The 26,888-nt window shown below is 57.8% G+C and carries 23 protein-coding genes; 9 read left to right on the top strand and 14 right to left on the bottom strand.

Annotated features, from left to right (window positions below; genetic code table 11):
• The first annotated feature begins 152 nt into the window (after positions 1–152).
• Positions 153–1,310, top strand: coding sequence for an FAD-dependent urate hydroxylase HpxO (hpxO, locus tag AB3U87_RS04960; RefSeq protein ID WP_253454331.1), 1,158 nt, complete (start codon positions 153–155; stop codon positions 1,308–1,310).
• 44 nt (positions 1,311–1,354) lie between these two features.
• On the opposite strand, the gene dcp is transcribed toward hpxO, so the two are convergent.
• Together dcp and AB3U87_RS04950 are read right to left on the bottom strand one after the other, a co-directional pair.
• Positions 1,355–3,403, bottom strand: coding sequence for a peptidyl-dipeptidase Dcp (gene dcp / locus AB3U87_RS04955; protein WP_253454332.1), 2,049 nt, complete (start codon positions 3,401–3,403; stop codon positions 1,355–1,357).
• Positions 3,404–3,448: 45 nt separating this feature from the next.
• A complete protein-coding gene (locus AB3U87_RS04950) occupies positions 3,449–4,312 on the bottom strand; it encodes a LysR family transcriptional regulator (RefSeq protein ID WP_394148603.1) in 864 nt (287 codons plus the stop codon).
• A 94-nt stretch (positions 4,313–4,406) separates the two neighbouring features.
• Between AB3U87_RS04950 and AB3U87_RS04945 the strand changes: the two genes are divergently transcribed.
• On the top strand, positions 4,407–4,910 hold the full coding sequence (locus tag AB3U87_RS04945; RefSeq protein ID WP_125290081.1) for a phenolic acid decarboxylase: 504 nt from the start codon (positions 4,407–4,409) through the stop codon (positions 4,908–4,910).
• Between the two features lie 69 nt (positions 4,911–4,979).
• Here the strand turns inward: AB3U87_RS04945 and xdhC are convergent, their stop codons facing one another.
• From xdhC to guaD, 4 genes are read right to left on the bottom strand one after another with little or no spacing between them, the layout of a single operon-like run.
• Positions 4,980–5,747 carry a xanthine dehydrogenase accessory protein XdhC gene (gene xdhC / locus AB3U87_RS04940; protein ID WP_125290082.1) on the bottom strand — a complete coding sequence of 256 codons (768 nt, stop codon included), beginning with the start codon at positions 5,745–5,747 and terminating at the stop codon, positions 4,980–4,982.
• A complete protein-coding gene (gene xdhB, locus AB3U87_RS04935) occupies positions 5,737–8,097 on the bottom strand; it encodes a xanthine dehydrogenase molybdopterin binding subunit (RefSeq protein ID WP_394148600.1) in 2,361 nt (786 codons plus the stop codon). The genes xdhC and xdhB overlap by 11 nt, the downstream gene beginning before the upstream one ends.
• The gene (gene xdhA / locus AB3U87_RS04930; protein WP_394148598.1) at positions 8,087–9,532 is read right to left on the bottom strand and encodes a xanthine dehydrogenase small subunit; all 1,446 of its coding nucleotides are present in this window, start codon (positions 9,530–9,532) and stop codon (positions 8,087–8,089) included. The genes xdhB and xdhA overlap by 11 nt, the downstream gene beginning before the upstream one ends.
• On the bottom strand, positions 9,529–10,854 hold the full coding sequence (gene guaD, locus AB3U87_RS04925) for a guanine deaminase (RefSeq protein WP_301250947.1): 1,326 nt from the start codon (positions 10,852–10,854) through the stop codon (positions 9,529–9,531). Before guaD ends, xdhA begins: the two co-directional genes overlap by 4 nt.
• Positions 10,855–11,230: 376 nt before the next feature.
• Between guaD and ydfG the strand changes: the two genes are divergently transcribed.
• Entirely contained in the window at positions 11,231–11,977 is a 747-nt protein-coding gene (ydfG, locus tag AB3U87_RS04920; protein WP_394148596.1) for a bifunctional NADP-dependent 3-hydroxy acid dehydrogenase/3-hydroxypropionate dehydrogenase YdfG, read from the top strand.
• Between the two features lie 49 nt (positions 11,978–12,026).
• Here ydfG and AB3U87_RS04915 read toward each other — a convergent pair whose 3' ends face one another.
• The gene (locus tag AB3U87_RS04915) at positions 12,027–12,356 is read right to left on the bottom strand and encodes a YnfA family protein (protein WP_301250949.1); all 330 of its coding nucleotides are present in this window, start codon (positions 12,354–12,356) and stop codon (positions 12,027–12,029) included.
• Positions 12,357–12,488: 132 nt separating this feature from the next.
• Between AB3U87_RS04915 and AB3U87_RS04910 the strand changes: the two genes are divergently transcribed.
• Positions 12,489–12,836 carry a DUF1283 family protein gene (locus AB3U87_RS04910; RefSeq protein ID WP_253460987.1) on the top strand — a complete coding sequence of 116 codons (348 nt, stop codon included), beginning with the start codon at positions 12,489–12,491 and terminating at the stop codon, positions 12,834–12,836.
• 51 nt (positions 12,837–12,887) lie between these two features.
• The gene (locus AB3U87_RS04905) at positions 12,888–13,187 is read left to right on the top strand and encodes a DUF1161 domain-containing protein (RefSeq protein WP_253454338.1); all 300 of its coding nucleotides are present in this window, start codon (positions 12,888–12,890) and stop codon (positions 13,185–13,187) included.
• Positions 13,188–13,217: 30 nt separating this feature from the next.
• Here the strand turns inward: AB3U87_RS04905 and AB3U87_RS04900 are convergent, their stop codons facing one another.
• From AB3U87_RS04900 to AB3U87_RS04885, 4 genes are all read right to left on the bottom strand, one after another.
• Positions 13,218–14,672, bottom strand: a complete 1,455-nt coding sequence (locus AB3U87_RS04900) for an MDR family MFS transporter (RefSeq protein ID WP_394148594.1) — start codon at positions 14,670–14,672, stop codon at positions 13,218–13,220.
• 147 nt (positions 14,673–14,819) lie between these two features.
• A complete protein-coding gene (bioD, locus tag AB3U87_RS04895; protein ID WP_253454340.1) occupies positions 14,820–15,491 on the bottom strand; it encodes a dethiobiotin synthase in 672 nt (223 codons plus the stop codon).
• 131 nt (positions 15,492–15,622) lie between these two features.
• Positions 15,623–16,840, bottom strand: coding sequence for a sugar metabolism global transcriptional regulator Mlc (gene mlc / locus AB3U87_RS04890; RefSeq protein WP_301729609.1), 1,218 nt, complete (start codon positions 16,838–16,840; stop codon positions 15,623–15,625).
• 117 nt (positions 16,841–16,957) lie between these two features.
• Positions 16,958–17,854 carry a LysR family transcriptional regulator gene (locus AB3U87_RS04885; RefSeq protein ID WP_394148591.1) on the bottom strand — a complete coding sequence of 299 codons (897 nt, stop codon included), beginning with the start codon at positions 17,852–17,854 and terminating at the stop codon, positions 16,958–16,960.
• A gap of 96 nt (positions 17,855–17,950) precedes the next feature.
• On the opposite strand from AB3U87_RS04885, the gene AB3U87_RS04880 reads away from it, so the two are divergent.
• Positions 17,951–19,186, top strand: a complete 1,236-nt coding sequence (locus AB3U87_RS04880) for an MFS transporter (protein WP_394148590.1) — start codon at positions 17,951–17,953, stop codon at positions 19,184–19,186.
• Between the two features lie 38 nt (positions 19,187–19,224).
• On the opposite strand, the gene msrA is transcribed toward AB3U87_RS04880, so the two are convergent.
• Positions 19,225–19,755 (bottom strand): peptide-methionine (S)-S-oxide reductase MsrA, encoded by a 531-nt coding sequence (msrA, locus tag AB3U87_RS04875; protein WP_253454343.1) that lies wholly within the window; start codon positions 19,753–19,755, stop codon positions 19,225–19,227.
• A gap of 393 nt (positions 19,756–20,148) precedes the next feature.
• Here msrA and AB3U87_RS04870 point away from each other — a divergent pair, with 393 nt between their 5' ends.
• The gene (locus tag AB3U87_RS04870) at positions 20,149–22,188 is read left to right on the top strand and encodes a choline transporter (protein WP_253454344.1); all 2,040 of its coding nucleotides are present in this window, start codon (positions 20,149–20,151) and stop codon (positions 22,186–22,188) included.
• A 22-nt stretch (positions 22,189–22,210) separates the two neighbouring features.
• On the opposite strand, the gene AB3U87_RS04865 is transcribed toward AB3U87_RS04870, so the two are convergent.
• Positions 22,211–23,287, bottom strand: a complete 1,077-nt coding sequence (locus tag AB3U87_RS04865; protein ID WP_253454345.1) for an AbrB family transcriptional regulator — start codon at positions 23,285–23,287, stop codon at positions 22,211–22,213.
• A 702-nt stretch (positions 23,288–23,989) separates the two neighbouring features.
• Between AB3U87_RS04865 and AB3U87_RS04860 the strand changes: the two genes are divergently transcribed.
• Positions 23,990–24,391 (top strand): H-NS family histone-like protein, encoded by a 402-nt coding sequence (locus tag AB3U87_RS04860; protein ID WP_125290095.1) that lies wholly within the window; start codon positions 23,990–23,992, stop codon positions 24,389–24,391.
• A 132-nt stretch (positions 24,392–24,523) separates the two neighbouring features.
• Entirely contained in the window at positions 24,524–25,453 is a 930-nt protein-coding gene (gene tus, locus AB3U87_RS04855) for a DNA replication terminus site-binding protein (RefSeq protein ID WP_301250958.1), read from the top strand.
• Positions 25,454–25,489: 36 nt separating this feature from the next.
• Here the strand turns inward: tus and fumC are convergent, their stop codons facing one another.
• On the bottom strand, positions 25,490–26,887 hold the full coding sequence (gene fumC, locus AB3U87_RS04850) for a class II fumarate hydratase (RefSeq protein WP_253454347.1): 1,398 nt from the start codon (positions 26,885–26,887) through the stop codon (positions 25,490–25,492).
• Position 26,888: the final 1 nt, after the last annotated feature.

Genomic DNA, 26,888 nt, shown 5'->3' with positions numbered 1-26,888 from the left:
TAACGAAACGATCGTTTCACCCGGCGCGCGGACTGGACGCACTCCGTCGCCATAACGCCTGTATAGTTCAGATTGTTTCACCCCGCGCGAACCGGACGGCGCAACTGGTACAAAAGTTGCAAAGCCTCCAGGGAAGCCTGAAGGAGAAACAGATGAAAGCATTGATTATGGGCGCGGGGATCGGCGGCATGTGCACCGCCATTGCGCTGCAGCGTTTTGGTATCGAAACCGCAGTATTTGAAGCGGTAAAAGAAATTAAGCCCGTCGGCGCGGCCATCTCCATCTGGCCCAACGGCGTGAAGTGCCTGAATTATCTGGGCATGAAAGAGCAGCTGCGGGCGCTGGGCGGCATGATGCAGACCATGGCCTATCATGATGCGCGGACGGGCAATCCTCTGACGCAGTTCAGCCTGGCGCCGCTGATTGCCGAGTCCGGCGAGCGCCCTTACCCGGTCGCGCGCGCGGAATTACAGTCCATGCTGCTGGGACACTATGGCTTTGACCGGGTACGGTTCGGCAAACGCGTGGCGAGCGTGGAACAGCACGATCGGGGCGTGACGGCCTTTTTTACCGACGGCAGCGAGGCGCAGGGCGATTTGCTGATTGCCTGCGACGGCGCGCACTCCGCCGTCCGTCCTTACGTGCTGGGACAAACCGTGCCGCGGCGCTACGCGGGCTATGTTAACTGGAACGGGCTGGTGGCGCTGGACGAAAGCATCGCGCCAGCCCGGCAGTGGACGACCTTTGTCGGCGAAGGCAAGCGCGTTTCGCTGATGCCGGTGGCGAACAACCGCTTTTACTTTTTCTTTGACGTGCCGCTGCCGCCGGGGCTGGCGGAAGATCGCAGCACGCTGCGCGCCGATTTGCAACGCTATTTTCAAGGCTGGGCCGCGCCGGTGCAGAAGCTGATTGCGCAGATCGATCCGGCCACCACCAACCGTGTGGAAATCCATGATATCGAACCGTTTCCTCAGCTGGTAAAAGGCCGCGTGGCATTGCTGGGCGATGCGGCGCACAGCACCACGCCCGATATTGGTCAGGGCGGCTGCGCGGCAATGGAGGATGCGGTAGTGCTGGCAAACTGCCTGCAAACGCATTCGATGGGTATTGAAGACGCGCTGCTGCGCTATCAGGCCCGGCGCGCCGGACGCGTGAAGGATCTGGTATTGAAAGCCCGCAAACGCTGCGACGTTACGCACGGCAAGGATATGGCCGTCACGGAGCAGTGGTATCGGGAACTGCAAAGCGAAACCGGCGAGCGCATTCTTCAGGGCATGTGCGACACCATTCAGGGCGGGCCTTTCGCCTGACTCACGCCAGCGCGACGGTGGCTGCCGTCGCGCTGAAGACGCCGTCAGCCTTCTTCTTTTAATCCCCGGTTAATCAGCATGGCTTCGATTTCCGGCTCTCTGCCTCGCCACTGTGCATACAGCGCTTTCAGATCCCCGCTGTTGCCGCGCGACAGAACGGCGTCGCGGAACCGCTGGCCGTTTTCCCGCGTCAGGCCGCCGTGCTCGCTGAACCAGACAAAACCGTCGTCGGCCAGCATCTGCGTCCACAGATAGGCGTAGTAGCCTGCCGCATAGCCGCCGCCCCAGATATGCTGAAAATAGCTGGAGCGATAGCGTGGCGGCACGGCGGCGAGCGCGATTTGCTCGGCTTCCAGCGCCTGCTGTTCAAAAGTGGCGACGTCCTGCTCCTGCTGGTCAGCGGCCAGGCTGTGCCAGTGCATATCCAGCAGCGCCGCGGCCAGCAGCTCGGTCATGTCGTAGCCTTTATTGAACTTGCTGGCGTTGATGATTTTCTTATGCAGCGCCGTGGGCATCGGCTCGCCGGTTTGATAGTGGCGGGCGAAATGGCTGAATACCTGCGGATCGCTGGCCCAGTGTTCGTTAAGCTGAGAGGGGAACTCAACGAAATCCCTGGGCGTGGCGGTGCCGGAAAGCGAGGGATAACGCTGTTCGGCGAACAGACCGTGCAGCGTGTGGCCGAACTCGTGGAACAGCGTAATCACGTCATCCCAGGCGAGCAGCGCGGGCTGCCCTTCAGGCGGTTTGGGATAGTTGCAGACGTTATAAATAACGGGCTTAGTGCCGAGCAGCGTGGACTGTTCAACAAAATTACCCATCCACGCGCCGCCGCCCTTGTTGTCGCGCTTGAAATAGTCGGTATAGAACAGCGCCATCGGTTCGCCATCGACGTCCAGAATTTCATAGACGCGTACGTCGGGATGGTAAACCGGGATATCGCTGCGCGCCTTAAAGGTAATGCCATAAAGTTGGGTGGCTGCCCAAAATACGCCGTTTTCCAGTACGTTATTCAGCTCAAGGTAAGGTTTGATCTGGTTTTCATCCAGATCGTAATTCGCCTTGCGCACCTGTTCGGCATAGAACAGCCAGTCCCAGGGCTGAAGGCGGAAACCGCCCTGCTGCTGGTCAATCACCGCCTGAATATCCGCCGCCTCGCGGTTAGCACGCGCGGTGGCAGCAGGCACGATGGCACGCATAAAATCGAGGGCGGCCTGGGGAGTTGAGGCCGTCTGATCCTGAAGCTTCCAGTCGGCATAGCTGGCAAACCCCAACAGCTGCGCCTGACGCGCGCGGATGCTGGCGAGATTAGCGATCGGCGCGCGGGTATCGTTGCCGTCGCCCTTTTCAGCCCGTTGCCAGGCAGCCGAAAACAGCGCCTCCCGCGTGTCGCGGTTGCTGAGGCTTTGCAGAGCCGGCTGCTGCGTGGTGTTTTGCAGCACCAGCAGCCACTGCGGCTGCAGGCCTTTCTCCTGCGCCGCTGCGGCGGCCGCGCTCAGTTCGGCCTCGCTTAACCCTGCCAGCGCTGCCGCATCGTTGACGGCAAGCCCGCCCGCTTTGGTCGCCGCCAGCAGCTTATTGGTGAACTGCGTGGTCAGCGTGGCCGCCTGCTGATTCAGCACCTTCAGCTGCGCTTTTGTGTCGTCACTGAGGCTGGCCCCGGCGAGCTGAAACGCCTGCCAGGTTACTTCCACCAGGCGCAGCGATTCGTCGTCCAGCCCCAGGCTCTGGCGCTGCTGGTAAACGCTGTCGAGACGTGCAAACAGCTGGCTGTTTAGCCGGATATCATCCTCCAGCGCCGTCAGCCGTGGCGACATCTCCTCGTCAAGCTGCTGGAGCAGATCGCTGGTGTTGGCTGACGTCATGGCGTTAAACACGCTCTCCACGCGCCGGAGCATCAGTCCGCACTGCTCCAGCGCCTGATAAGTATTGGCGAAGGTCGGCGGCTCGGCGCTGTTGGCGATGCGCTCTACCTCTTCCCGTTTTTGCCGCATTCCCTCTTCCAGCGCCGGACGATAGTCGGCTTCGGTAATGCGATCGAAAGGCGGCGCCTGAAACGGCAGCGGGCTGGGCTGGCTGAACGGATTAGTGGGCATGGCATGACTCCTTATCGACTCTCCGAATAGGCGAAACGGGCGGCATCAGGCAGGCATGCTGAACAGCCTGGTCAGCGTCTGGATTTGCCGATCGTCCGATGATAAATCTTTAACAATCAGATGTAAGGGTGTAGCACGTCTGCCGCCGTGCGTCATGGGAAGAATTTTCAGCGTGCCGGCAGCCAGCTGCGAGGCGATACGCTCTTCCGGCAGCCAGCCGTAGCCGACCTGCGCGATCACGGCCTCCGCCGCGGCATCAATGGTGGAGAAAGTCCAGCATTCGGCCACATCGAGGCTGTCGTCCTGGCCGTCGGATTCCCGCTCTGCGATGCGGATAAGCGGGTAAGCCGCCAGATCCTCGCCGCTCAGCGGTGCCGCCTGCTGGTGCAACGGATGATCGCGATGCGCCACCGCGACAAAATCAATATTCATCAGCCATTCTCCCCGACCGGTCAGATCCTGACGACGCGTCAGCACCATCACGTCCGCTTCCGGCCTTTCTGCCGCGTTGCTTTCCAGCACTTCGGTAAGGTTTACCTGCGTATGCGGATGCTGCTGCTGAAACTGCCGCAGAATGGTAAACAGGCGCCCGCGCGGGAAAATGGCATCCACCACTAAATCCAGGCGCGTCCGCACGCCCGTGGTCAACAGAGCGGCATGGGCTTCCACATACCAGAACGCTTTCAGCAAGGGTCTGACCCGCGCCAGCAGCTGCTCGCCCGCCGCCGTCAGTACGGTCCGCCGCCCTTCAGGCCGCAGCAGCGCCACGCCCAGCCTTTCCTGCAGCAGCGCGAGGTTGTAGCTGACCGAAGACTGGCTGCGGCAGGTCGCCTCCGCTGCTTTCGCAAAGCTGCCCGACTCCACCACTTTCTCCAGCAGCGCCCACTGTTCCAGCGTCGTTTTATGCATGATTGATTTAATTATCAGATGAATTTGACTTAAAATTAGCGTTATTAATTCAGAAAATAAACCGATAAAGTGTCAAAAAACACAGGAGGATAAGATGAAATTCGATCGAAATGACCTGAGCGGCTTTATCGGTAAACACCTGGTTTATACCTACGACAACGGCTGGAATTACGAAATTTACGTCAAGAACGAGCAGACGCTGGATTATCGTATTCACAGCGGCATGGTCGGCAACCGCTGGGTGAAAGATCAGCGGGCTTATATCGTGCGTGTCGGCGAGGAGAGCTATAAAATTTCCTGGACGGAGCCGACCGGCACCGACGTCAGCCTGATAGCTAACCTGGGCGACCGCCTGTTTCACGGCACCATCTTCTTCCCGCGCTGGGTCATGAATGACCCGCAAAAAACCGTTTGTTTCCAGAACGAGCATATTGCGGAAATGGAACGCTATCGCGAAGCCGGCCCGGCTTATCCAACGGAAATTATCGATGAGTTCGCGACGATCACGTTTATCCGCGACTGCGGACCCGATAACGACAGCGTGATTGACTGTGCGGCCAGCGAGCTGCCTGCGAATTTTCCTGATAACCTCAAATAATCAGTCAATCAGATTTTATCGCGTGACCTGACGCGCTTCTCCTTTTCCCGGCCAGCCATGCTGGCCGTTTTATTGCCCATAGCAGGCAATAATCTCACCCGCTACCGCTACCGCAATCTCGGCGGGCAGCTTGCCTTTCACGTCAGGCAGGCCAATCGGGCAGCGCAGGGTATCCAGCTGCTGGCGACTGAAGCCCTTGCCCTCCAGCCGATAATCAAACCGCTGACGTTTGGTCGCCGAGCCAATCACCCCAAAGTAGCGATAGTCGCCGCGCGTCAGGATCGCCTCGCAGAGCGCCAGATCGGTGGGATGATGGTGGGTCATCACCACGTAATAGCTTTCCGGCGGCATCTGTTTCACCGCGTCGCGCGGATCTTCCGGGCAGCAGATCGTCACCCCTTCCGGCACCTGAACGAACTGCTCTTTACGCTCGTCTACCCAACAGACATGACAGGGCAGCGTCGCCAGAATGGTGACCAGCGCCCGGCCTACGTGGCCTGCGCCAAACACCGCTATCTGCGGCTGCGGCTGGATCAACGGCTCAAACAGCACGGAGGTCATGCCGCCGCAGCACTGTCCAAGCCGGGCGCCCAGGTTGAAATGCTCGCTACGCGGTTCGCTGCTGCGCGTCGTCAGCATCTCTCTGGCAAGGGCGATGCACTGATATTCCAGATGGCCGCCGCCGATGGTCAGAAAAGATTGCCCGGCGGTGACAATCATTTTGCTGCCGCTGTCGCGCGGCACCGAGCCTTTTTCCTCCAGCACCGTCAGCAGTACGCAGGGCTCACGCTTTTCGTGTAGCGAGGCCAGTATTTTAATCCAGTCGTCAGGTCGCATTATGTTCCCTCATTTTTTCTGCCCCCCAGAAGACCCTTTCCGGCGTGGCGGGCGCATCCAGCAGCGGGTGCTGACGGTAGTCGCCAACGCTGGCTACGGCATCCTGGAGTGCGCACCAGGCGGCTATCCCCAGCATAAACGGCGGCTCGCCCACCGCTTTGGAATGAAACACCGTGTCTTTCGGGTTTTTACGGTTTTCCACCAGCGTAACCCGCAGATCCGCAGGCACGTCGCCAATCGCCGGAATTTTGTAGCTGGCGGGGCCGTCGGTCATCAGGCGGCCCTGCTCGTTCCACACCAGCTCCTCGCTGGTCAGCCAGCCCACGCCCTGCACGAAGCCGCCCTCAACCTGGCCAATATCGATCGCCGGGTTCAGCGAGGCGCCGACGTCATGCAGAATATCCGCCCGCAGCAGCCGATATTCGCCGGTCAGCGTATCGACAATGACCTCCACGCAGGCCGCGCCAAAGGCGTAGTAGTAAAAAGGCGTGCCGCGCCCTGCTTCACGATCGTAATGAATGCCGGGCACTTTGTAGTAGCCGGTCGCGGCAAGCGGCACCTGGTTCAGCCAGGCCAGCTGCGCCACGTCCGCAAAGGTGAAATGTTTTTCGCCTGCCTTGACGATGCCGTTGCTGAAGCTGACCTGCTCAGCGCTACAGTTATGCAGGCTGCACAGCATAGCCGTTAATCGGTCGCGCAGGATCTGCGCCGCGTTCTGGGCGGCCTTACCGTTAAGATCGGTGCCGCTTGAGGCGGCCGTCGGCGAGGTATTAGGCACTTTGCCGGTATCCGTTGCGGTGATCTGGATGCGATCGACGTCGATTTGCAGCACTTCCGCCACGATCTGCGCAACTTTGGTATTAAGGCCCTGGCCCATTTCCGTGCCGCCGTGGTTAAGCTGTACGGTGCCGTCGGTGTAGATCAGGATCAGCGCGCCCGCCTGATTAAGGAAGCTGGAGGTAAAAGAGATGCCGAACTTCACCGGCGTCAGCGCCAGGCCACGTTTCAGATAAGCGCTGCCGTGATTAAAGGCGGTGATTTCGCGGCGGCGGGCCGCATAGTCCGCGCTGGCCTCCAGCTGCGCGGTCATCTCCTCCAGCAAATTGCCTTCCACCTGCTGGTGGTAGTGCGTGACGTTACGCGTTTCTTTGCCGTAATAATTGCGTTTGCGTACCTCAAGCGGATCGAGGTTCAGCTCGCGGGCGATATGATCCATGATCTGCTCAATCGCCACCATGCCCTGCGGGCCGCCAAAGCCGCGATAGGCCGTGTTGGACGCCGTATTGGTGCGGCAGCGATAGCCGGTGATCAGCGCGTCGCCAAGATAGTAGGCGTTGTCGGCATGAAACATGGCGCGATCGACGATAGAACCAGAGAGATCCAGCGAATAGCCGCAGTTGCCGGCCAGATCGATTTTTACGCCGCAGAAGCGCCCATCGTTATCCACCCCTACGTCATAGCGCACGTAGAAGGGATGCCGCTTACCGGTTATGTGCATATCGTCACGTCGCGCCAGCCGCATTTTCACCGGTCTGCCCGTCTGCCGCGCCGCTACCGCGCACAGGCAGGCAACGCCGGCGGCCTGCGTCTCTTTACCGCCAAAGCCGCCGCCCATCCGCCGCATATCTATCGTCACCTTGTTCATGGTGATCCCCATCACCGACGCTACCAGCTTCTGCACTTCCGTCGGGTTTTGCGTGGAGGAAAAAACCTGTAGCGACTGGTCTTCGCCCGGCAACACCAGCGCAATCTGCGTTTCCAGGTAAAAATGCTCCTGGCCGCCGATGTGGAACTCGCCCTGAAGCCGATGGCTGGCGCGAGCGAGCGCGGCTTCCGCGTCGCCCCGCTGGTGCACGTGCGGCTGCTGCACAAAATGCGCTTTCGCCAGCGCCTCTTTGACGTCCAGCACCGGCGTCAGCGGCTCGTACTCAATGATGGCCGCTTCCGCCGCCCGGCGGGCCGCCTGCGGGCTTGACGCCGCCACCGCCAGCACGATCTGTCCGGCATACTCTACGACGTCTTTTGCCAGCAGCGGATCGCCCGGCTCCAGCGGCCCGATATCCCCTTCGCCCGGCACGCTTTGCCAGGTCAGCACGCTGACCACGCCGGGAATGGCGTAGCAGGGTTCGGTATCTATGCTGAGGATGCGGGCGTGCGCATGCTCGCTAAGGCGGGGACAGAGATGCAGCATGCCCGGCAGCTCCAGCCTGTCGTCGATGTAGATCGCCTCGCCGGAGACGTGCTTATCCGCGCTCTCGTGCTTATTGCTTTTGCCGACGCCGCTCTGAATGCCAGCCTGATACTGCCGGGCGATAACGTCAGCCGCCACTAAGGGACGATTATTGGACATAGTCTGTTACCTCCAGCAGGGTTAGTTCTTCCGTAAGCGAAGCGTGATAGCGACGCAGCAGGTTCTTCGCTACCTGTAACCGGTAGGCCGCGCTGGCGCGGAAGTCGCTCAGCGGCGTAAAGTCCTGCTCCAGCGCACGGCAGGCCAGCGCCAGCGACTGCTGCGTCAGCGGTTTGCCCACCAGCGCGCTTTCGCAATGGACGGCGCGTTTTGGCGTTGCCGCCATGCCGCCAAAGGCGATACGCGCGGCGGTTACCCGGCCATCGGCGTCGCGCTCCAGCATAAATGCACCGAAAACGGCGGAAATATCATCTTCCAGCCGCTTGGACACCTTCCACGCGCGGAAATGTTGTGACGCGGTCACTTTTGGCACGCTGATTGACAGGATAAATTCGCCGGGCCGTAGCGCAGTTTTGCGATAGTCCACGAAAAATTCATCCAGCGGCAGCGTGCGGATTTGCGAGCCGCGCTGAAGCGTCAGCGTTGCGTTGAGCGCCAGCAGCATCGGCGGGGTATCGCCGATGGGCGAGCCGTTGGCGATATTGCCACCCAGCGTGCCGCGATTGCGGATCTGCAACGAAGCGAAACGCTCCAGCACCTGCGCGAAGGCAGGAATATGGGGCCGCAACAGCGTGGCGCAGGATTGAAGGGAAGCGCCCGCCCCCAGCACAATCGCCTGCTCCTCTTCCCGACAGGCTTTCAGCGTTGCTATCTGATCCAGGGCGATAACCAAAGGCAGCGGTTTATAGCTTTGCGTCACCTGGAGCGCTAAATCCGTGCCGCCCGCCAGCAGCTTCGCCTCCGGATGCGCCAGCAGCAGTTCCGCCAGGCGATCGAGGCTTTTCGGCAGCAGGCAGCGGTTGCCGTTGAACGCCAGCTCCTGCTCTTCGCCGTTGTGGATCGCCATCAGTTTTGCCACCGTCTGCGCCTCGCGCTGCGCAAAGCTGTCCGGCTGCGGCCGTTCGCAGACCTGACGCGCCGCATCAATAATCGGCCGATAGCCGGTGCAGCGGCACAGGTTGCCCGCCAGCGCCTGCTCCGCCTCTTGCCGCCGCCAGCCTTCACTGTTTTTTTGCAGCGTAAACAGCGACATCGCAAAACCCGGCGTGCAAAAGCCGCACTGCGAGGCGTGGCACGTCGCCAGCGCTTTTTGCACCTCGTGCAGCTCGTCGCCCTGGCGGAGATCCTCAACGGCGATCAGCTGTTTGCCCTGAAGGCTGCTGACAAAGGTGATGCAGCTGTTGACGGTTTCATACACCATTTTGCCCGCCTCGACGCGCCCCAACGTGACCGTACAGGCACCGCAGTCGCCCGAAGCGCAGCCCTCTTTGGTGCCGCAGCGGCGCTGGTTCTGGCGTAAATAGTTCAGTACGGTGGTTTCAGGATCGAGACTTTGCTCGGTGACCAGCGTCTGGTTCAGTAAAAACTGGATCATGCGGCTTTCTCCTCGCTCTGCGGCTGCCAGACCAGTTTGCCGTTGACCCAGGTACAGGCGATATTGCGATCGTCGCCCAGCGTCATCAGCACAAAAAGTTTCTCCCAGATATCGCGGCTGTTGGCGCAGCGCAGCTTTTGCAGCGCCGAGACGGCCGGATCGAGCACCACGAAGTCCGCCTCTTTGCCGGGCTGGAAGTTACCGATCTTATGATGCAGATCCAGCGCCTGCGCGCCGCCGAGCGTGGCGTGGTAGAACGCCTCACAGGCGGCCATTTTATACTGCTGTAGCTGCCCGACCTTGTAGGCTTCGCCCAGCGTTTGCAGCATATTAAAAGTGGTGCCCGCGCCGACATCCGTACCGATGCCCAGCCTGACGTTTTTTTGCCAGCAGGTTTGTAGCTTAAACAGGCCGCTGCCGAGAAACAGGTTAGAAGTAGGACAGAAGGCGACTGCCGAATCAGTCTGATGCAGGCAGTCCCACTCGCTATCCTCCAGATGGATGCAGTGCGCGAAGACGCTGCGGCGGCCCGTCAGCTGATAATGGTGATACACGTCCAGATAGCCGTCGCGCTCGGGGAAAAGCGCGTTGACCCAGGCAACTTCCTGCGGGTTTTCGCTCAGGTGGGTGTGCAGCCAGATATCCGGATAGGCTTCCTTCAGCTGCCTGACCTTTTCCAGCAGCGCTGGCGAAGAGGTTGGCGCAAAGCGCGGCGTCAGCGCATAGCTCAGGCGCCCGCGATTATGCCAGCGCTCAATCAGCTCGCGGGTTTGCCGGTAGCTCTGTTCGGGCGTCTCGGTCAGGTAGTCCGGCGCATGGCGATCCATCATGACTTTCCCGGCGATCAGACGCATTCCCAACCCTTCGGCCGCGCTGAACAGCGCATCCACCGATTCCGGATGCACGGTGCCGAAAACCAGCGCCGTGGTGGTGCCGTTACTCAGCAGCTGGTGCAGAAAAAAGGCCGACATCTTTGCCGCGTGCTGCGGACAGTGATACTGGCTTTCTACCGGGAAAGTGTACTGTTGCAGCCACTCCAGCAGCTGCTCGCCGAAAGCGCCGATCATCTCCGTTTGCGGATAGTGAATATGGCTGTCGACAAAACCCGGCACAATAAGCTTGCCTCGGTAGTCGGTTATCGGCTGCCCGGCGGCGAGCTGATGCTGCCCCGCTTCCCACGTCTGAAGCGAAAGAATTTCGCCTTCGCGCAGCAGCAGCAGGCCGTCTTCAATGTAGCGGGCGTGGGCCGGCAGTTCTTCAGGCTGGCTGACCGGTGCGGTGATATCAAAAAAACTGCCGCGAATGGCGGTGATGGATGGCATAGCGCTTCCTTCTGAACAAGTCTTCGGCAATCAGTGAACGGCCTGCGTTCAGAGTTGCAATTGCTGTGCCACATTAATAATCGGAATTTATATGCTATTTATCAGTTACTTAAATATGGATGCATTAAGAAACCCTGAATGAATCGAGGCAATCGTATGCGCAACCGATTGCAGCAATCAGCAAACGATTGCCTGCCTTTTTTTCTTGCGCAGCGAGCAGTTTTTCCCTGTGCCATTGCACCGTTTTCTGGCGTTTTTACGCAGAATGCACCTCGATCGTGCAGCCTGTATTATCAACCATAACCAATCCTTCTTATCAGAATCGATCTGAAGTGTTATCGTGTTGAGAATCCAAAATGCGTTGAGGAACAGTGAGATGATCGTATTTGTTACGGGTGCCACTGCCGGATTCGGCGAAAGCATTACCCGACGCTTTATCCGTGAAGGACACAAGGTAATCGCCACCGGCCGTCGTCAGGAGCGTCTGCAAACGTTGAAACAGGAGCTGGGCGACAACCTTTATACGCTACAGCTTGACGTCCGCAACCGTGCGGCCATTGAAGAGGCGCTGGAGCAGCTTCCCGCCGAATGGCGCAATATCGACGTGCTGGTCAATAATGCCGGGCTGGCGTTAGGCATCGAACCCGCGCATAAAGCGAGCCTGGACGATTGGGAAGCGATGATCGACACCAATAATAAAGGGCTGGTCTATATGACCCGCGCCGTGCTGCCGGCGATGGTTGAGCGCAACGTGGGCCATATTATCAATCTGGGATCGATTGCCGGCAGTTGGCCTTACGCGGGCGGCAACGTTTATGGCGCGACTAAAGCCTTCGTGCGGCAGTTCAGCCTGAATCTGCGCACCGATCTGCACGGCACCGCTCTGCGCGTGACCGATATTGAGCCGGGACTGGTGGGCGGCACGGAGTTTTCCAACGTGCGCTTTAAAGGCGATAACGCTAAGGCCGATAGCGTCTACGACGGCACCGAGCCGCTGACTGCCGAAGACGTGACTGAAGCGGTCTGGTGGGTTGCCACGCTGCCGAAGCATGTCAATATCAACACGCTGGAAATGATGCCGGTCGCGCAAACCCTGGCCGGGCTGAAAGTGCATAAGTCGTAATGTGCTATCTGGCCCGGCGGCTACCTTCTGCCGGGCCTGTTCTGATTTGCTACCCTCTTCCCCAACCGGCCACGATAATCAGCATCCCGCCCAGGGCGATTGCCGCGCCCGCCCAGTCGTAATGACTTAGCTTTACGCCATCCACAAAACGCAGCCACAGCAGCGCCGTCGCCACATATACGCCGCCGTAGGCCGCATAGACGCGCCCGCTCGCCGCCGGATGCAGCGTCAGCAGCCAGACAAACAGCCCCAGGCTGGCCGCCGCGGGCAGCAACAGCCAGGCGGAGCCACCCTTGCGTAGCCACAGCCAGGGCAGAAAACAGCCGACGATCTCGGCCAGCGCGGTCAGAAAAAAAAGCAGGACGGTTTTCAGCAGCATGTTTCCTCACTACAGGCTAAACGGATGCGCAAGTCGGCTGGTTAGCCCGCGCGCGCAGATGATATACTATTCGCGGCGTTCGATGCAGCCGCGCGGCTGTAAAACAGGAATAAGGAATTGATGATGAAAAAGATGACTTTCTGGCAATCTACGCTGGTCAGGGCTGCGCTGCCGCTGGTTCTGTTTGGCGCGCTGGCCTCTTTTCAGCAGACCGCCGAAGCAAGAACGGACAGGCTGATCATTCAGGACGGCGACAGCTCGCTGACTAAAGAGCAGGCCCGCCAGGAGAAAGAGCAGTGGGATGAAACCCATCGTCTGCGCAGCAAAGTGAATCAGCGCGTGGAAAAGAATTTTGATAAGGCTGACCGCGCCATTGATACTCGCGACGCCTGTGAGCAGAGCCTGAACGTTAATGCCTACTGGGAGCCGAGCACATTGCGCTGCCTGGATCGCCGCAGCGGACGTCCCGTCGCGCCCTGATAGCGGATAGCTGCTATAGTTAGCGTAATTTTCAGGCAAAAGGAAAGGACGATGAAAGCGATAAAATGGCTGTTACCGGCGTTGATGGTCGCCGCTCCGCTGGCTGTACAGGCTTCCTGTGAGACGGTTAAAGCGGACATTAATCAGAAAATTATCAATAACGGCGTGCCTGCTTCCGGCTTTACGCTGGACGTGGTGCCCAGCGACCAGGCCGATCAGGCTGGCGGTCAGGTGGTAGGCCATTGTGAAAACGATTCGCAAAAAATAGTCTACAAGCGTGAACGCAACGGCGATAGCGACGCAGCCGTACCGGCCAGCGCCGGCACCTCTCAGGATGCCCCTTCTTCCTGATGGATAAGGGCCGCCTGCGCGGCCCTTTCTTTATTCCGGTTTCTTCGCCGGGATAAACCGCGCCACCGCCAGGCTGGCGAAGGCGATGACCAACGAAACGGCAAACACCCAGTGCAGCGAGCTGGCCACCTCGCTAATCACATGCTGCAAACTCCCTTGCGATAAAGCCTCTCTCTGCGCCTGCGCCATAATTTGCTGCACCGGATCGTCGTGCTGCGGCAGCCGCTGCGCCAGGTTATAGTTGAGCACGGCGCCCATGACCGCCGTGCCTGCCGCCGATCCCAGCAGGCGACTGAACATCACCGAGGCGGTACAAATGCCGCGTACTGAAAACTCCGCGCTGTTTTGCACGGCGATCAGGAACGTGGTGCTGGTCATGCCCATACCGGTGCCAATAACGAACGCGGCGACCCCCGCGTAGCTAATGCCGCTGTCCACGTGCAGCGTCAGCAGCAGCGCCGTACCGGCAATCAGCAGCAGCGAGCCAAGCTGGGCGGTGAAACGGTAAGAGGTGCGCAGCATCAGCCTGCCGCTGAGCGTACTGGCCAGCGGCCAGCCGATCGACATCATCGCCAGCGCGCTGCCTGCCTGGAGCGGCGTGCCGCCGTTAACGCCCTGGATCCACGTGGGCAAAAATGCGCTGATGCCCATCATTGCCGCGCCGATAATCAGGTTGCCGAGGTTGCCCGCCACGATTGTCCGGCTACGCCATATCACCAACGGGAACAGCGGCGCGGGCGCCCTTTTTTCATGCCGTACCAGCATAAAAGCCGACAGTATGGCGACGCCAGACAGCACAAATGCCCAGTTACCGAGCAGCTGTGCCTGCAGCAGCGCCGTCAGCAGCGCGCTGACCGTCAGCATCAGCCAGCCGCTGCCCGCCAGGTTAAGCCTCTGTCGCGTTTCACCTCGCGATTCCGGAAACCAGCGCGCCAGCATCAGCATCGAAACGATCCCTACCGGCACGTTAACCCAGAACACCAGCGACCAGCTGAAATGCGCCACTATCCAGGCGCCGGTCAGCGGCCCGACCACCGCCGCCACGCCCCAGACGCTGGAGAGCCAGCCCTGGATACCCGCCCGCTCTTTTGGCGAGTAGACGTCGGCGATAATAGTCGCGGTCAGCGGCATAATTGCGCCCGCCCCCAGCCCCTGAACGGCGCGAAACAGGATCAGCCAGCTCATGGCGGGCGCGAAACCGCACAGTACCGAGCCAAGAAGGAACAACGACGTGCCGATAAAGAAGACGCGTTTCCTTCCCCACAGATCGGCAAGCCTGCCGTAAAGGGGCACGCTGACCGCCTGAGTCAGCAGATAAACGGAAAAAACCCAGCCAAATTGTGAAAATCCGCCCAGCTCCGCCACGATGGTGGGCATGGCCGTGGCGACGATGGTCACCTCAATGGCCGCCATAAACATCGCCAGCATCGCGGCGATCAGTATCCAGTGGCGATGGCTCACCCCGGTGTGTGCTGTTTCAGTCATACCGCTCCTTAGTGTTGTCCGTTCTTATTCTGGCCTGGATTGGCGCCGGATGTTTCCTGTTTGTGCGCTGGCGCGATAAAAAAACCGCTACAGCAGGTGCTGCAGCGGCAGGCAGAAAAGAAAACGTAAGGGGAACGGCGGCAGTTGCTATGGCTGACGCAGCACGCTCAAATCCAGATAGCGGGCCAGCTCACGCTGTTCCGGTTTCGGCAGGTAAGGCAGCTCGCCCAGCAGCGGTGCCTGAATTTTTTGGCTCAGCACGTCGATAATTTCCGCATAATGCGCCAGACCGGGATTAATGCGGTTGGCGACCCAGCCCAACAGCGGCAGGCCGTCGTTGGCTATCGCCTGCGCCGTCAGCAGCGCATGACTGATGCAGCCCAGCTTGATGCCGACCACCATCACTACCGGCAGCCGCTCATCAACCGCCCAGGCGGAAAGCGGACGCAGATCGTTCATCAGGCTGTGCCAGCCGCCGGTGCCTTCCACGACTACGGAATCAACCTGGGCTGACAGCGCGTGCAGGCTCTCGCTCAGCTTCTGGTAGTTGATAACGGCATCGCGGCTGGTGCTGATCTCATCATCCAGCAGGGTCAGCGGATTAATGGCGGAATAAGGAAGCGTAACGGAAGAAGAAGCCTGTAGCACGAGCGCGTCCTTGTTGCGCGGCCCCTCATCGGTTTGCTGGCTGCTTTTGGCGACGGGCTTATAGCCAGCCACCCGCCGCCCCCCTTCGGACAGCGTCTGCAAGAGTGCGCGGCTGACCACTGTTTTACCCACTTCTGTATCGGTGCCAGTGACAAATAAACGCTTTAACATACTCTCTCTACGCTCCGATTCTGTCGATAATTTATAAACAATAATTAACAATTAAGACGCAACATCTTAGGGTAGCGAACAGGAGTGAGGCTTGCGTTAGCGCAATCTTTTGCGTAATAAAGGGCGTGGCGTCAGCCCTGGAGAAGTTTCACCAGCAGCGTGCCGTTATAGAGCGCATCCTTGACCAGCGCGGCCCCTGGCATGGTGCCCTGATTGTAAAACTGGGTAGGTTCGATGGCGATATGCTGGCCGTAAACCGGCAGGGACTGACGGCGCACGCAATCGGCAATGGCGGGATAGAGGATTTCGCTGGCGCGATTAAGCGGCGATCCTATAACTATTTTTTCAGGGTTAAAGAGGTTAACCATAATTGCCAGGATACGACCCACGTGATGCCCGACGCCGGTGACAATCCCTTTCGCCAGCGGATCGCCCGCCAGCGCGGCATCGCAAAGCGACGCGGCGGTAAGCGGCTGCTGATGCAGCAGGCAGTCCGGCGCGGCCTGCATTTTTTGCGCGGCCAGCTCCAGCACGCTTTCCAGGCTTGCGACCGTCTCCAGGCAGCCATGATTGCCGCAGTAACACTGTTTGCCCCATGGCTCGACCTGCGTATGGCCTATCTCTACCAGCGTGCTGCTGCCGCTGTGCAGCAGGCGGCCACCGGTAATCACGCCCGCGCCGACGTTGTGATCGATAACGACCTGGATAACGTTACTAAGATCGCGCGAGGCGCCAAACAGCGCTTCCGCCATGGTCCAGGCGCAGATATCGTGCTGGATATAAACCGGCAGGCCGGTACGCGCCGACAGCGCCTCGCCCAGCGGCATATCGCTGACGCGGTAAAAAGGCATGCGATGCACGATGCCTTTTTGCGCATTGAGAATGCCCGGCAGCGTGATGGCAATAGCGGTTAGCCTTTCCAGTTTCTGCTGGTGGCGAATAAAGAAGGCGTCGATTTCATTAATAATGCGCGACAGCAGCGGCTGCGGATCGTCAACGGGCAGCGGCCGCACCTCTTCCACCACCAGCAGGCTGCTTAAATCCCGCAGCGCCAGCGTGAACTCGCCGTTGCCGATGCGGGCGGAAAGATAGTGCCAGGCCGGCGTATCCACCACCAGGCCGACAGCCGGGCGGCCGCGGCTGCCCGCTTCCTGAAACTCCGTTTCCTGCACCAGATGTGCTTCCAGCATCTCGCGCACGATTTTTGTGATGCTTGCCGGGGCCAGCTGTGCTTTTTTCGACAGGGCAATGCGCGATATCGGGCCGTAGCGGTCGATCAGGCGATACACCACGCCCGCATTGGTCTGTTTGATCTGATCGATATGGCCAGGCTGACTATCGGCTATCACTTTATTTTCGCGCCTCAAAATAAATCTCTACTCATGGTGAAACAGTTCCGCTGGCTCGTCAACGCTTTGATTTTTATTGTGATTAACAGCACAGAATAACGCTTAGCTACTTGATCATTACAACTCATCGTTTCTTAACATCAGGCTCAGCATATGCTGGGTAGCGGCGCTGATTTCGCCCTGCTTTTGCCATACCAGCCAGACTTCCGACAGCGCATCTTCTTCCTGCAGCGTCAGCCAGCTGAGCTGCTCCAGCCGCGCCCGACGAAACGACGCGGGCAGGATCGAAACGCCCAGCCCGGTGGCGACCAGCCCGAGGATGGTCATCGCCTCGCCCACTTCCTGAGCAATATTGGGCCGGACGGCATAGCGCTCCAGCAGCGTCAGGGTTTCGCTGTAGAGCGCCGTGCCTACCTGGGGATCGAAAAAAACAAAGGGTTCAGCCGCCAGCTCGCGCAGCGAGACAGAGCCGCGCCCGGCCAGACGATGCGCGCGATGAACCACGGCGCAAAGCGGTTCCCGCAGCAGCAGCCGGTGCTCCAGCGTGTCCGGCAGCGGCGTATTGCGCATCACGCCCAGATCCAGCCGTCCTTCATGCAGCGGAGCCAGCTGCTGGCGTGTATTAATCTCCTGCATCTGTAAATGCACGTCCGGGTAGCGCTGGCGAAAGCTGAACAGCGCGTCGGAAACCGCAGAAATAAACGGCGCGGAGGAGGTAAAGCCGATCCGCAGCGTGCCCTCTTCCCCGCGATGCAGCCTGGCGGCCTTATCGCCCGCTACGGCCACGTTTTGCAGGATTTGCCGGGCGCTGACCAGAAACTGGGCGCCAGCAGGCGTGAGCCGTACGCTACGGTTGGTGCGGGCCAGCAGCCTGGCGCCAATTTGCTGCTCCAGCTGCTGGATCTGCTGGCTGAGCGGCGGCTGGGAAAGGGCAAGACGCTGAGCGGCGCGACCAAAGTGCAGCTCCTCCGCGACGGCAATAAAATAGCGCAGATGACGAAGCTCAATATTCATATCTTAAAAATCTCAATCGAGAGGATTAATAGATTATACAACCTGCTCAATGTTACATAAAATTAACATCAACTTTTCTACGTTTAAGGACAGGCAGTGAACGTTGCGACCCGACTCGTTACCGCAGAAGAAAGCGTTACCCCACCCGCCGAAATCTACATTAAGCGCGGCACGCCGCAGTTTATGCGCGTGACGCTGGCACTGTTTTCTGCGGGTTTAGCCACCTTTGCGCTGCTGTATTGCGTACAGCCCATTTTGCCCATTCTGTCGCAGGCATTCGGCGTTTCGCCTGCCGCCAGCAGCCTTTCTTTGTCTATCTCTACCGGTCTGCTGGCGCTGGGCCTGCTGGTAACCGGCCCGCTTTCCGATGCGGTCGGCCGTAAAAACGTTATGGTGACGGCGCTGATGCTGGCCGCGCTGTTTACGCTGCTGTCGGCAGGCATGTCCAGCTGGCACGGCATTCTGCTGATGCGGGCGCTGACCGGCCTGGCGCTGAGCGGCGTGGCGGCGGTGGGAATGACTTATCTGAGCGAAGAGATCCACCCCAGCGCCATCGCCTTTTCGATGGGCCTGTATATTAGCGGCAACTCCATCGGCGGCATGAGCGGCCGTCTGTTAAGCGGCGTGATCGCCGATTTTACCAGCTGGCGAGTCGCGGTCGCGGTTATTGGCTGCTTTGCGCTGGCGGGGGCGCTGATGTTCTGGAAAATTCTGCCGCCCTCGCGCCATTTTCGCCCCGCCTCGCTAAGGCCGCGCAGCCTGCTGATCAATTTTCGGCTGCACTGGCGCGACAGCGGCCTGCCGCTGCTGTTTGCAGAAGGTTTTTTGCTGATGGGCGCGTTCGTCACGCTGTTTAACTATATTGGCTACCGGCTGCTGTCACCGCCATGGTCGCTGAGCCAGGCGGTAGTAGGATTGCTTTCCGTGGTCTATCTCACCGGCTCCTGGAGCTCGCCGAAAGCGGGCGCGATGACCGCTAAATACGGCCGGGCGGCGGTGCTGCTGGCGTCGGTGACCCTGATGCTGGCTGGCGTGCTGATCACGCTGGCGAATACGTTATGGCTGATTTTTCCGGGCATGATGCTGTTTACGGCCGGCTTTTTTGCGGCGCATTCCGTTGCCAGCGGCTGGATAGGCCCGCGCGCCAGACGTGCCAAAGGACAGGCCTCTTCGCTTTATCTTTTTAGCTACTATCTGGGATCGAGCCTGGCGGGTACGCTTGGCGGCGTGTTCTGGCATCATTTCGGCTGGCCGGGCATTGCCGGTTTTATTACGCTGCTGCTGCTGCTGGCGCTGATGACCGGTTTCCGCCTGCGCAGTAAAAAGCTGTAAAAAAAGCGGGCTGGCTGCCCGCTTTCAGAAGTAAGGCCTTATTTATTCTGGCTGGCGTAGTGCTTGCGCAGCTTCTGCAGTTTTGGCGGGATCACGGCCAGGCAATAACGGTTTTCCTGCCCTTCGCCTTCCCAATAGTTCTGATGATAATCTTCCGCCGGATACCATTCGCTGGCGCTTTCGATGGTCGTTACCACCGGCTCCGCCAGCTCCGCCTGCGCGCGCGCGATAGCCGCTTTGGCTTCCACCGCCTGCGTTTCATTCAGCGGGAAAATCGCCGAACGGTATTGGGTACCGATATCGTTACCCTGACGGTTTAGCTGGGTTGGATCATGGGTCGCGAAGCTGATATCCAGCAGCTCGCCGTAGCTGATTTTTTCCGGATCGAAGCCCAGGCGGATAGCTTCCGCATGGCCGGTTTCGCCCGTGCAGACCTGCTTGTAAGTCGGGTTGGCAACGTGGCCGCCAATGTAGCCACTCTCTACCGATTCCACGCCGTTAATCTGTTTAAACACGGCTTCGGTACACCAGAAACAGCCACCCGCGATAATTGCATATTCAGTCATCATAATTCCTTATTTGCTTTTGCAAGCCTCGTTAATCATTGCAGCATAAGTTTTTAATTATTGCTACGCCCTTCCATGCGGTGCTGGTTATTAGAGTAAAAGCCAAAACCAATAACGCACAGAAACTATAAGGTCTGATGCGATGAATTTACCGCTTTGTTATTTTTAATTGAATGCTCAATCAATAAAAACTATCATGTGGAGCTTATTTTTTAACAATTGAAGGAAGGAGACAGAGCAAACAGCTAAATAATCGACAAAGATCAACCTCATAAACTACCTGCCCGAGCGGTTCCCCAGTGTAGTTAGCGGATATGCGGCGGATGTTTCCCAGTATGCGCTAAGGCACGCTTTGTGAAAACCGGGTTTATTCTTGAGCATTTTTTCGGAGAATCTATGCCGACGACTGAAATACCCAGGAAAGATCAGCAAGACCGCATTAATCCCGTGGTCTTTTATACCTCAGCAGCGTTAATTCTGCTGTTCTCGCTTGCCACTATCTTTTTTACCGATTTATCCGATCGCTGGATAAATAATACCCTGCAATGGGTCTCCAATACGTTCGGCTGGTATTACCTGCTGGCGGCCACCGTTTATATCGTCTTTGTGGTGCTGATTGCCGCTTCCCGTTTTGGTTCTATCAAGCTCGGCCCGGAGCAGTCCAAGCCGGAGTTCAGCCTGATGAGCTGGGCGGCGATGCTGTTTGCCGCCGGCATCGGCATCGATCTGATGTTTTTCTCCGTAGCGGAACCCGTCACGCAATATATGATGCCGCCGGAAGGCCAGGGGCAGACGCTGGAGGCAGCGCGACAGGCGATGGTCTGGACGCTGTTCCACTACGGTTTAACCGGCTGGGCGATGTACGCACTGATGGGCATCGCGCTGGGCTACTTCAGCTATCGTTATGGCCTGCCGCTGACTATCCGCTCTGCGCTCTACCCTATCTTCGGCAAGCGGATCAACGGCCCTATCGGCCATTCAGTGGATATCGCGGCGGTTATCGGGACTATTTTCGGTATCGCCACCACGCTGGGGATTGGCGTGGTGCAGCTGAACTACGGTCTGAAGGTGCTGTTTGACGTGCCGGAAGGGCTGACGGCCCAGGCAGCGCTGATTGCGCTGTCGGTAATTATGGCGACTATTTCGGTGACTTCCGGCGTGAATAAAGGGATCCGTCTGCTGTCGGAACTTAACGTGCTGCTGGCGCTGGGTCTGATCCTGTTCGTGCTGTGCATGGGTAACACCAGCTTCCTGCTTAATGCGCTGGTGCTGAACGTTGGCGACTATATCAACCGCTTTATGGGCATGACGCTGAACAGTTTTGCCTTCGACCGCCCTACCGAATGGATGAACAACTGGACGCTGTTCTTCTGGGCGTGGTGGGTTGCCTGGTCGCCGTTTGTCGGCCTGTTCCTGGCGCGAATTTCACGCGGCCGCACCATCCGCCAGTTTGTGGTGGGCACGCTGACCATTCCGTTTATCTTTACCCTGCTGTGGCTGTCGATTTTCGGCAACAGCGCGCTGTATGAAATTATTCACGGCAACACCGCGCTGGCGCAGGAAACGCTGGCTCACCCGGAACGCGGCTTCTACAGCCTGCTGGCGCAGTATCCTGCCTTTACCTTCAGCGCCTCTGTAGCCACTATCACCGGCCTGCTCTTTTACGTCACCTCGGCGGACTCCGGCTCGCTGGTGCTGGGCAACTTTACCTCGAAGCTGAGCGACATCAATAACGATGCGCCTAACTGGCTGCGTATTTTCTGGTCGCTGGCGATTGGCCTGTTGACGCTGGGTATGCTGATGGTTAACGGCGTGACCGCGCTACAGAAAACCACGGTGATTATGGGTCTGCCCTTCAGCTTTGTGATTTTCTTTGTGATGGCCGGTCTCTATAAGTCGCTGCGCGTGGAAGATCACCGCCGCGCCAGTACCATCGTCAGCACGCCGCCAGCGCCGGTTTCCCGCGAGGATCGCCTGAACTGGAAACAGCGTATCTCCCGCGTGATGAACTATCCCGGCAGCACGCATACGAAAAAGATGCTGGATAATGTTTGTCGACCAGCGATGGAAGAAGTCGCGCTGGAGCTGGAGCGACGCGGTGCTAAGGTGCAGGTCAGCGAGCTGCCGCCGCTGGAGGATGAACGCCTCAACCATCTGGAAATGGTGGTCAACCTGGGCGACGAGCAGAGCTTCCTGTATCAGATCTGGCCGCAGCGCTACTCCGTACCGGCGTTTACCTATCGCGCCCGCAGCGGCAAGTCGGACTATTTCCGTCTGGAAACCTTCCTGCTTGAGGGTACGCAGGGCAACGATCTGATGGACTATACCAAAGAGCAGATCATCAATGACATTCTCGATCAGTACGAGCGTCATCTGACCTTCCTGCATATTCATCGGGAAGCGCCGGGCAGCACCATGCCTTTCCCGGAAGCCTGATAAAAAAACAAGGGCCGGACTTTTAGTCCGGCTTTTTATTGCCTGTCAGCTGCCGCGCGCCTGCCCGCTTCGCTAACCATTTAGCTAAAAGCGGCCCGGTAAGCAGCACCACCATAAAACGCCCGGTTTGCATGGCCATAACAAAGGAAAGATCGACATGGCTGGACGCGGCAATAATGGCTACGGAGTCGGCGCCGCCGGGGCTGGTTGCCAGGTAAGCGGTTAAAGGATCGATACCGGCGAAACGTACCAGTAAAAAAGCCAGCCCGCAGCAAACGGCCACCAGGCTAAATATCGCCAGCAGCAAACGCGGCAGCGCCTTTGCCGCATAGATAAGGATAGCGCGATTGAAGCGCAGCCCGATGCTCCAGCCAATCAAAGCATAGGCCGTCATCAGTAAAACAGGCGGTAATTCCAGTTTTACCCAGTGGGTATTTTGCACCAGTAGTCCGCCAGCCAGCGAAATTAATAAAGCGCCCGCAGGCAGCCTTAACAGGCGGCTAATTCCCACGCAGGCCACAATCACTAATAAAGTGGCGCCGAACGCGGGCCATGCCACCGGCTGAATAATGGCAAACGCCGAAGCTGACGAGGCTGTTGGCGAAGGCGCCCAGATACGTGCGATGAAGGTAGCCAGCACCGCGACAATAACCACACGCAGATATTGCATAAAGGCGACCAGCCGCACGTCGGCATCATAATTTTCCGCCATCAGCGTCATTGCTGCAGCGGCACCGGGCGACGATCCCCATATTGCCGTTGAGCCTGGCAACACCTGCCAGCGGGTTAACAACCATCCCGACAGCGCGCTGGCGATAATAACGGAGAAAATAGCCGCGCCGAACAGCGGCCAGTTTGCGGCTATTTCTGTAAATATTGAGGGCGGCATGGCGCGGGCGATCATGCACCCCACCACGCCCTGCGCTAAATAAAAGAGCGGTCTGGCAATGATCACCGGCTTATCGCGAGCGGCAAAGACAATCGCCACCAGCATGGGGCCAAGCAGCAGCGCGGCGGGCAGCCGTAGCTGTTCAAGAAGGCTTACTACAAGCGCAGACAACAGAATGAGAACGGGCCAGCGTAAAAAAGAGGCGTGCATTAATTTATCCTGCTGAAACAGATAAGTTTATCCTGGCACATCAAAACAAACCGTACCAGTATCGCTGGTTATTACCTGCCCGAGCTATAAAGCTTTAGTTCTCTGTTTTAAAGCCACAGAGGAGCTGCATGTAATAGCGGACTTAACGCCACCTTTAAAAACCTGACTAAAGGTATGTTGTAACTACAAAGATAAGCCGAACGGATGAATTTGACGATAATTAGTGAAACGGGCAAGGCGAAGCAGGGCAACTTTGTATCCTGATATTTTTATCTTTGCCGCTTTCATTATAAGCGGCGGCTTTACTGATTTTACCTGGCGGCAGAGTTTAAAGCCGTGCAGCATAACAGGCCGATAAACAATCCTGCTGGCAGCTTGCAAAAATTTCTTACGATGCCGTTACAGCAGATTAAATCAGCTCTCTTTACCCGTGCGCTTCGGCGCTGTAATTGTAGAGGTGTTTGATAAGCCTGACGTGCCTTTTTATTGTCACACTTCAGTATGGCGTTAAGAATTTTCCCATTCATAAAAAAATATAGCGTCATTCTGCCGGCGCTATTTTGCAAAAAATATGAAAAAGTCGCGTAATTAAGGATTTTTTTTGAGATTTAGTGTTTTTAACTGAGGCAATTCTATGTACACTGTCCTACGATACATACACTGATTATGTTTTTTAACTAACTTAACGCTACGGATTCCTTTATGAGCGAAACTCTGAAAGTACTAAATAACATTCGAACTCTTCGTGCACAGGCTCGTGAAGTTTCTTTATCTGAACTGGAAGAGATGCTGGAAAAACTCGAAGCAGTCGTTAACGAACGTCGTGATGCAGAAGCGGCTATCGCTTCTGAAATCAAAGAAAAAGAAGAGAAGCTGGCGAAATATCGTCAGATGCTTCTGGACGACGGTATCGATTTAAGCGAGCTGACCGCAGCTGAAACTAATTCAGGTAAATCTCGTGCCAAGCGCGCGCCACGTCCTGCTAAATATCAATATACCGATGAAAATGGCGAAACCAAATCATGGACCGGCCAGGGCCGTACGCCAGCGGTGATTAAGCAGGCGCTGGATCAGGGTAAAAAGCTGGAAGATTTCCTGATTTAAATCTTCAGCCACGCTGGTCATTCAGCGTGGCAGCTTTTATTCCCTTTCTGACCGGTTCCTTTATTCCCTCGCTTGCGTAGTTAATCTTTACTCTCTACCCTCTTATAAGTATGTTGTAACTAAGGACATATGATGAGTCGATACGACGCCGTTGAAAATCTGCACCGCTGCGCCACGGATTTGCAGGCCGCTTTAGGCGAGCTTACGCAGCGGCTTTCCGGGCAGCGCCTGCTGGCCGCCCGCGTGTTTGAACTGCCGCCTGTTCAAAAAGGTCAGGAACACGATCCCGTCACGGAAATCGCCGTCGTGCAGCATCTGGCGCAGCCCGCCTTCGCCATGGCCCTCGCCCACTACGGCCGCCTTTATATGCAGCACCAGTCGGAAACGGTCAGCACCAAGGCCGCCGTTCGCCTGCCCGGCGCCATTTGCCTTGAGGCTTCACCGGAACAGGCCGATGCTTTACGGCAGCAGGTAGAGACCGTTAATAAACTAAAAAAGCGGCTGGAGGAAATTATTACGGTAGAGTCGGGCGTGCCCAGCGAAGATCGTTTTGAATTTGTGCACAGCCATTTGCGGGGGCTAATAACGCTTAACGCTTATCGCTCTATCTCTTTACTCGACGCGCCCGATTCCGTGCGTTTCGGCTGGGCAAATAAACATATAATTAAAAACGTTAGCCGCGAAGAGATAGTAGAAAAACTGAAAAAAAGCCTGCGCTCCGGTCGCGCTATGGCGCCCTGGACGCGCGAACAGTGGGGGGAAAAATTACAGGATGAGATCGCCATGCTTAATTCGCTGCCCGCTACGGCAAAGCTGAAGATAAAAAGGCCGGTCAAGGTGCAGCCGATTGCCCGCGTATGGAATAAGGAACAGCAAAAACAAACGCAGCTCGCCTGCCCTTCTCCCTTGCTGGTGCTCTGCCCCGATGCCTTATCCGTCCCTAAGCTGGGCGAATTATTAAATTACGATGCCGGTAAGATCGTGCATCGATTTAAACCGGAAGCAAAAAAGCTCTTTTCGCTGATCCCTCGTTTACACCTTTACAGTGACCGCCTTGCATAAAAAAAGAGCGGAAACATTTCCGCTCTTATTCAGCTATTACGCTTTCATGCTGCCGACCATCTCTTCCGGCCTGACCCAAAGGTCAAACTCTTCTTCCGTTAGGTAGCCCAGCTTCAGCGCGGACGCTTTCAGCGTCAGGCCTTCTTTGTGCGCTTTTTTGGCAATTTCCGCCGCTTTGTCGTAACCGATATGGGTATTCAACGCCGTTACCAGCATCAGCGATTCATTCAGTAGTTGTGAAATACGATCGCGGTTCGGCTCAATGCCTACGGCGCAATGGTGATTAAAGCTGTCCATACCGTCCGCCAGCATCCGCACCGATTGCAGGAAATTATGAATAATCATTGGACGATAAACGTTAAGCTCAAAATTACCGGACGCGCCGCCCATATTGACTGCAACGTCGTTGCCCATCACCTGACAGCAAAGCATGGTCATCGCTTCACACTGCGTCGGATTCACTTTACCTGGCATGATAGAGCTGCCCGGTTCGTTTTCCGGGATGGCGATCTCGCCGATACCGCAGCGAGGGCCGGAAGAGAGCCAGCGCACGTCGTTAGCGATCTTCATTAACGAGGCCGCCAGTCCTTTCAGCGAACCGTGCGCGTGCACCAGCGCGTCGCAGGTTGCCAGCGCTTCAAATTTGTTTGGCGCGGTGACGAAAGGCTGCTTAGTCAGCTCCGCCAGCTCTTTGGCTACGCGTACCGCATATTCCGGGTGCGTGTTCAGCCCGGTACCAACCGCCGTGCCGCCCAGCGCCAGCTCCGCCACGTGCGGAATGCTCTGCTCAATATGCGTCAGATTGTGCTTCAGCATGGCCACCCAGCCGGAAATCTCCTGGCCCAGCGTCAGCGGCGTGGCGTCCTGAAGATGGGTACGGCCAATCTTCACGATGTCCTTATAGGCCTGTGCTTTTTCATCCAGCGTTTTTTGCAGCACTTTCAGCTGAGGGATCAGGTGCTCTTTCAGCGCGATAACGGCAGCAACGTGCATGGCGGTAGGAAAAACGTCGTTAGAGCTTTGGCTCTTGTTAACGTCGTCGTTAGGGTGCACCAGACGCGACATGCCGCGCTCGCCGCCCAGGATCTCGCTGGCGCGGTTGGCCAGGACTTCATTCATATTCATATTGGTCTGGGTACCGGAACCGGTCTGCCAGATAGCCAGCGGAAACTCGGTTGCGTGCTGGTTGGCCAGAACCTCGTCGGCAGCCTGCACTATCGCCTGCGAGCGTTCTGCGGGCAGCAGGCCCAGATCGCTGTTCACCTTCGCCGCTGCGCGTTTGGTTAACGCCAGCGCGTGCACCAGTTCAACAGGCATCTTTTCGCTGGAGATGCGAAAATGCTCCAGAGAACGCTGCGTTTGCGCGCCCCAAAGTTTATCTGCCGGCACTTCGATGGAACCCATTGAATCTTTTTCAATGCGGTTGGCGGCCATG

Source organism: Erwinia plantamica (genome assembly GCF_043420595.1).
In the GTDB taxonomy this organism is placed as follows: domain Bacteria; phylum Pseudomonadota; class Gammaproteobacteria; order Enterobacterales; family Enterobacteriaceae; genus Erwinia; species Erwinia aeris.
The sequence above is the reverse complement of the archived record's forward strand: the minus strand, read 5'-3'. Positions and strand labels throughout refer to the sequence as shown.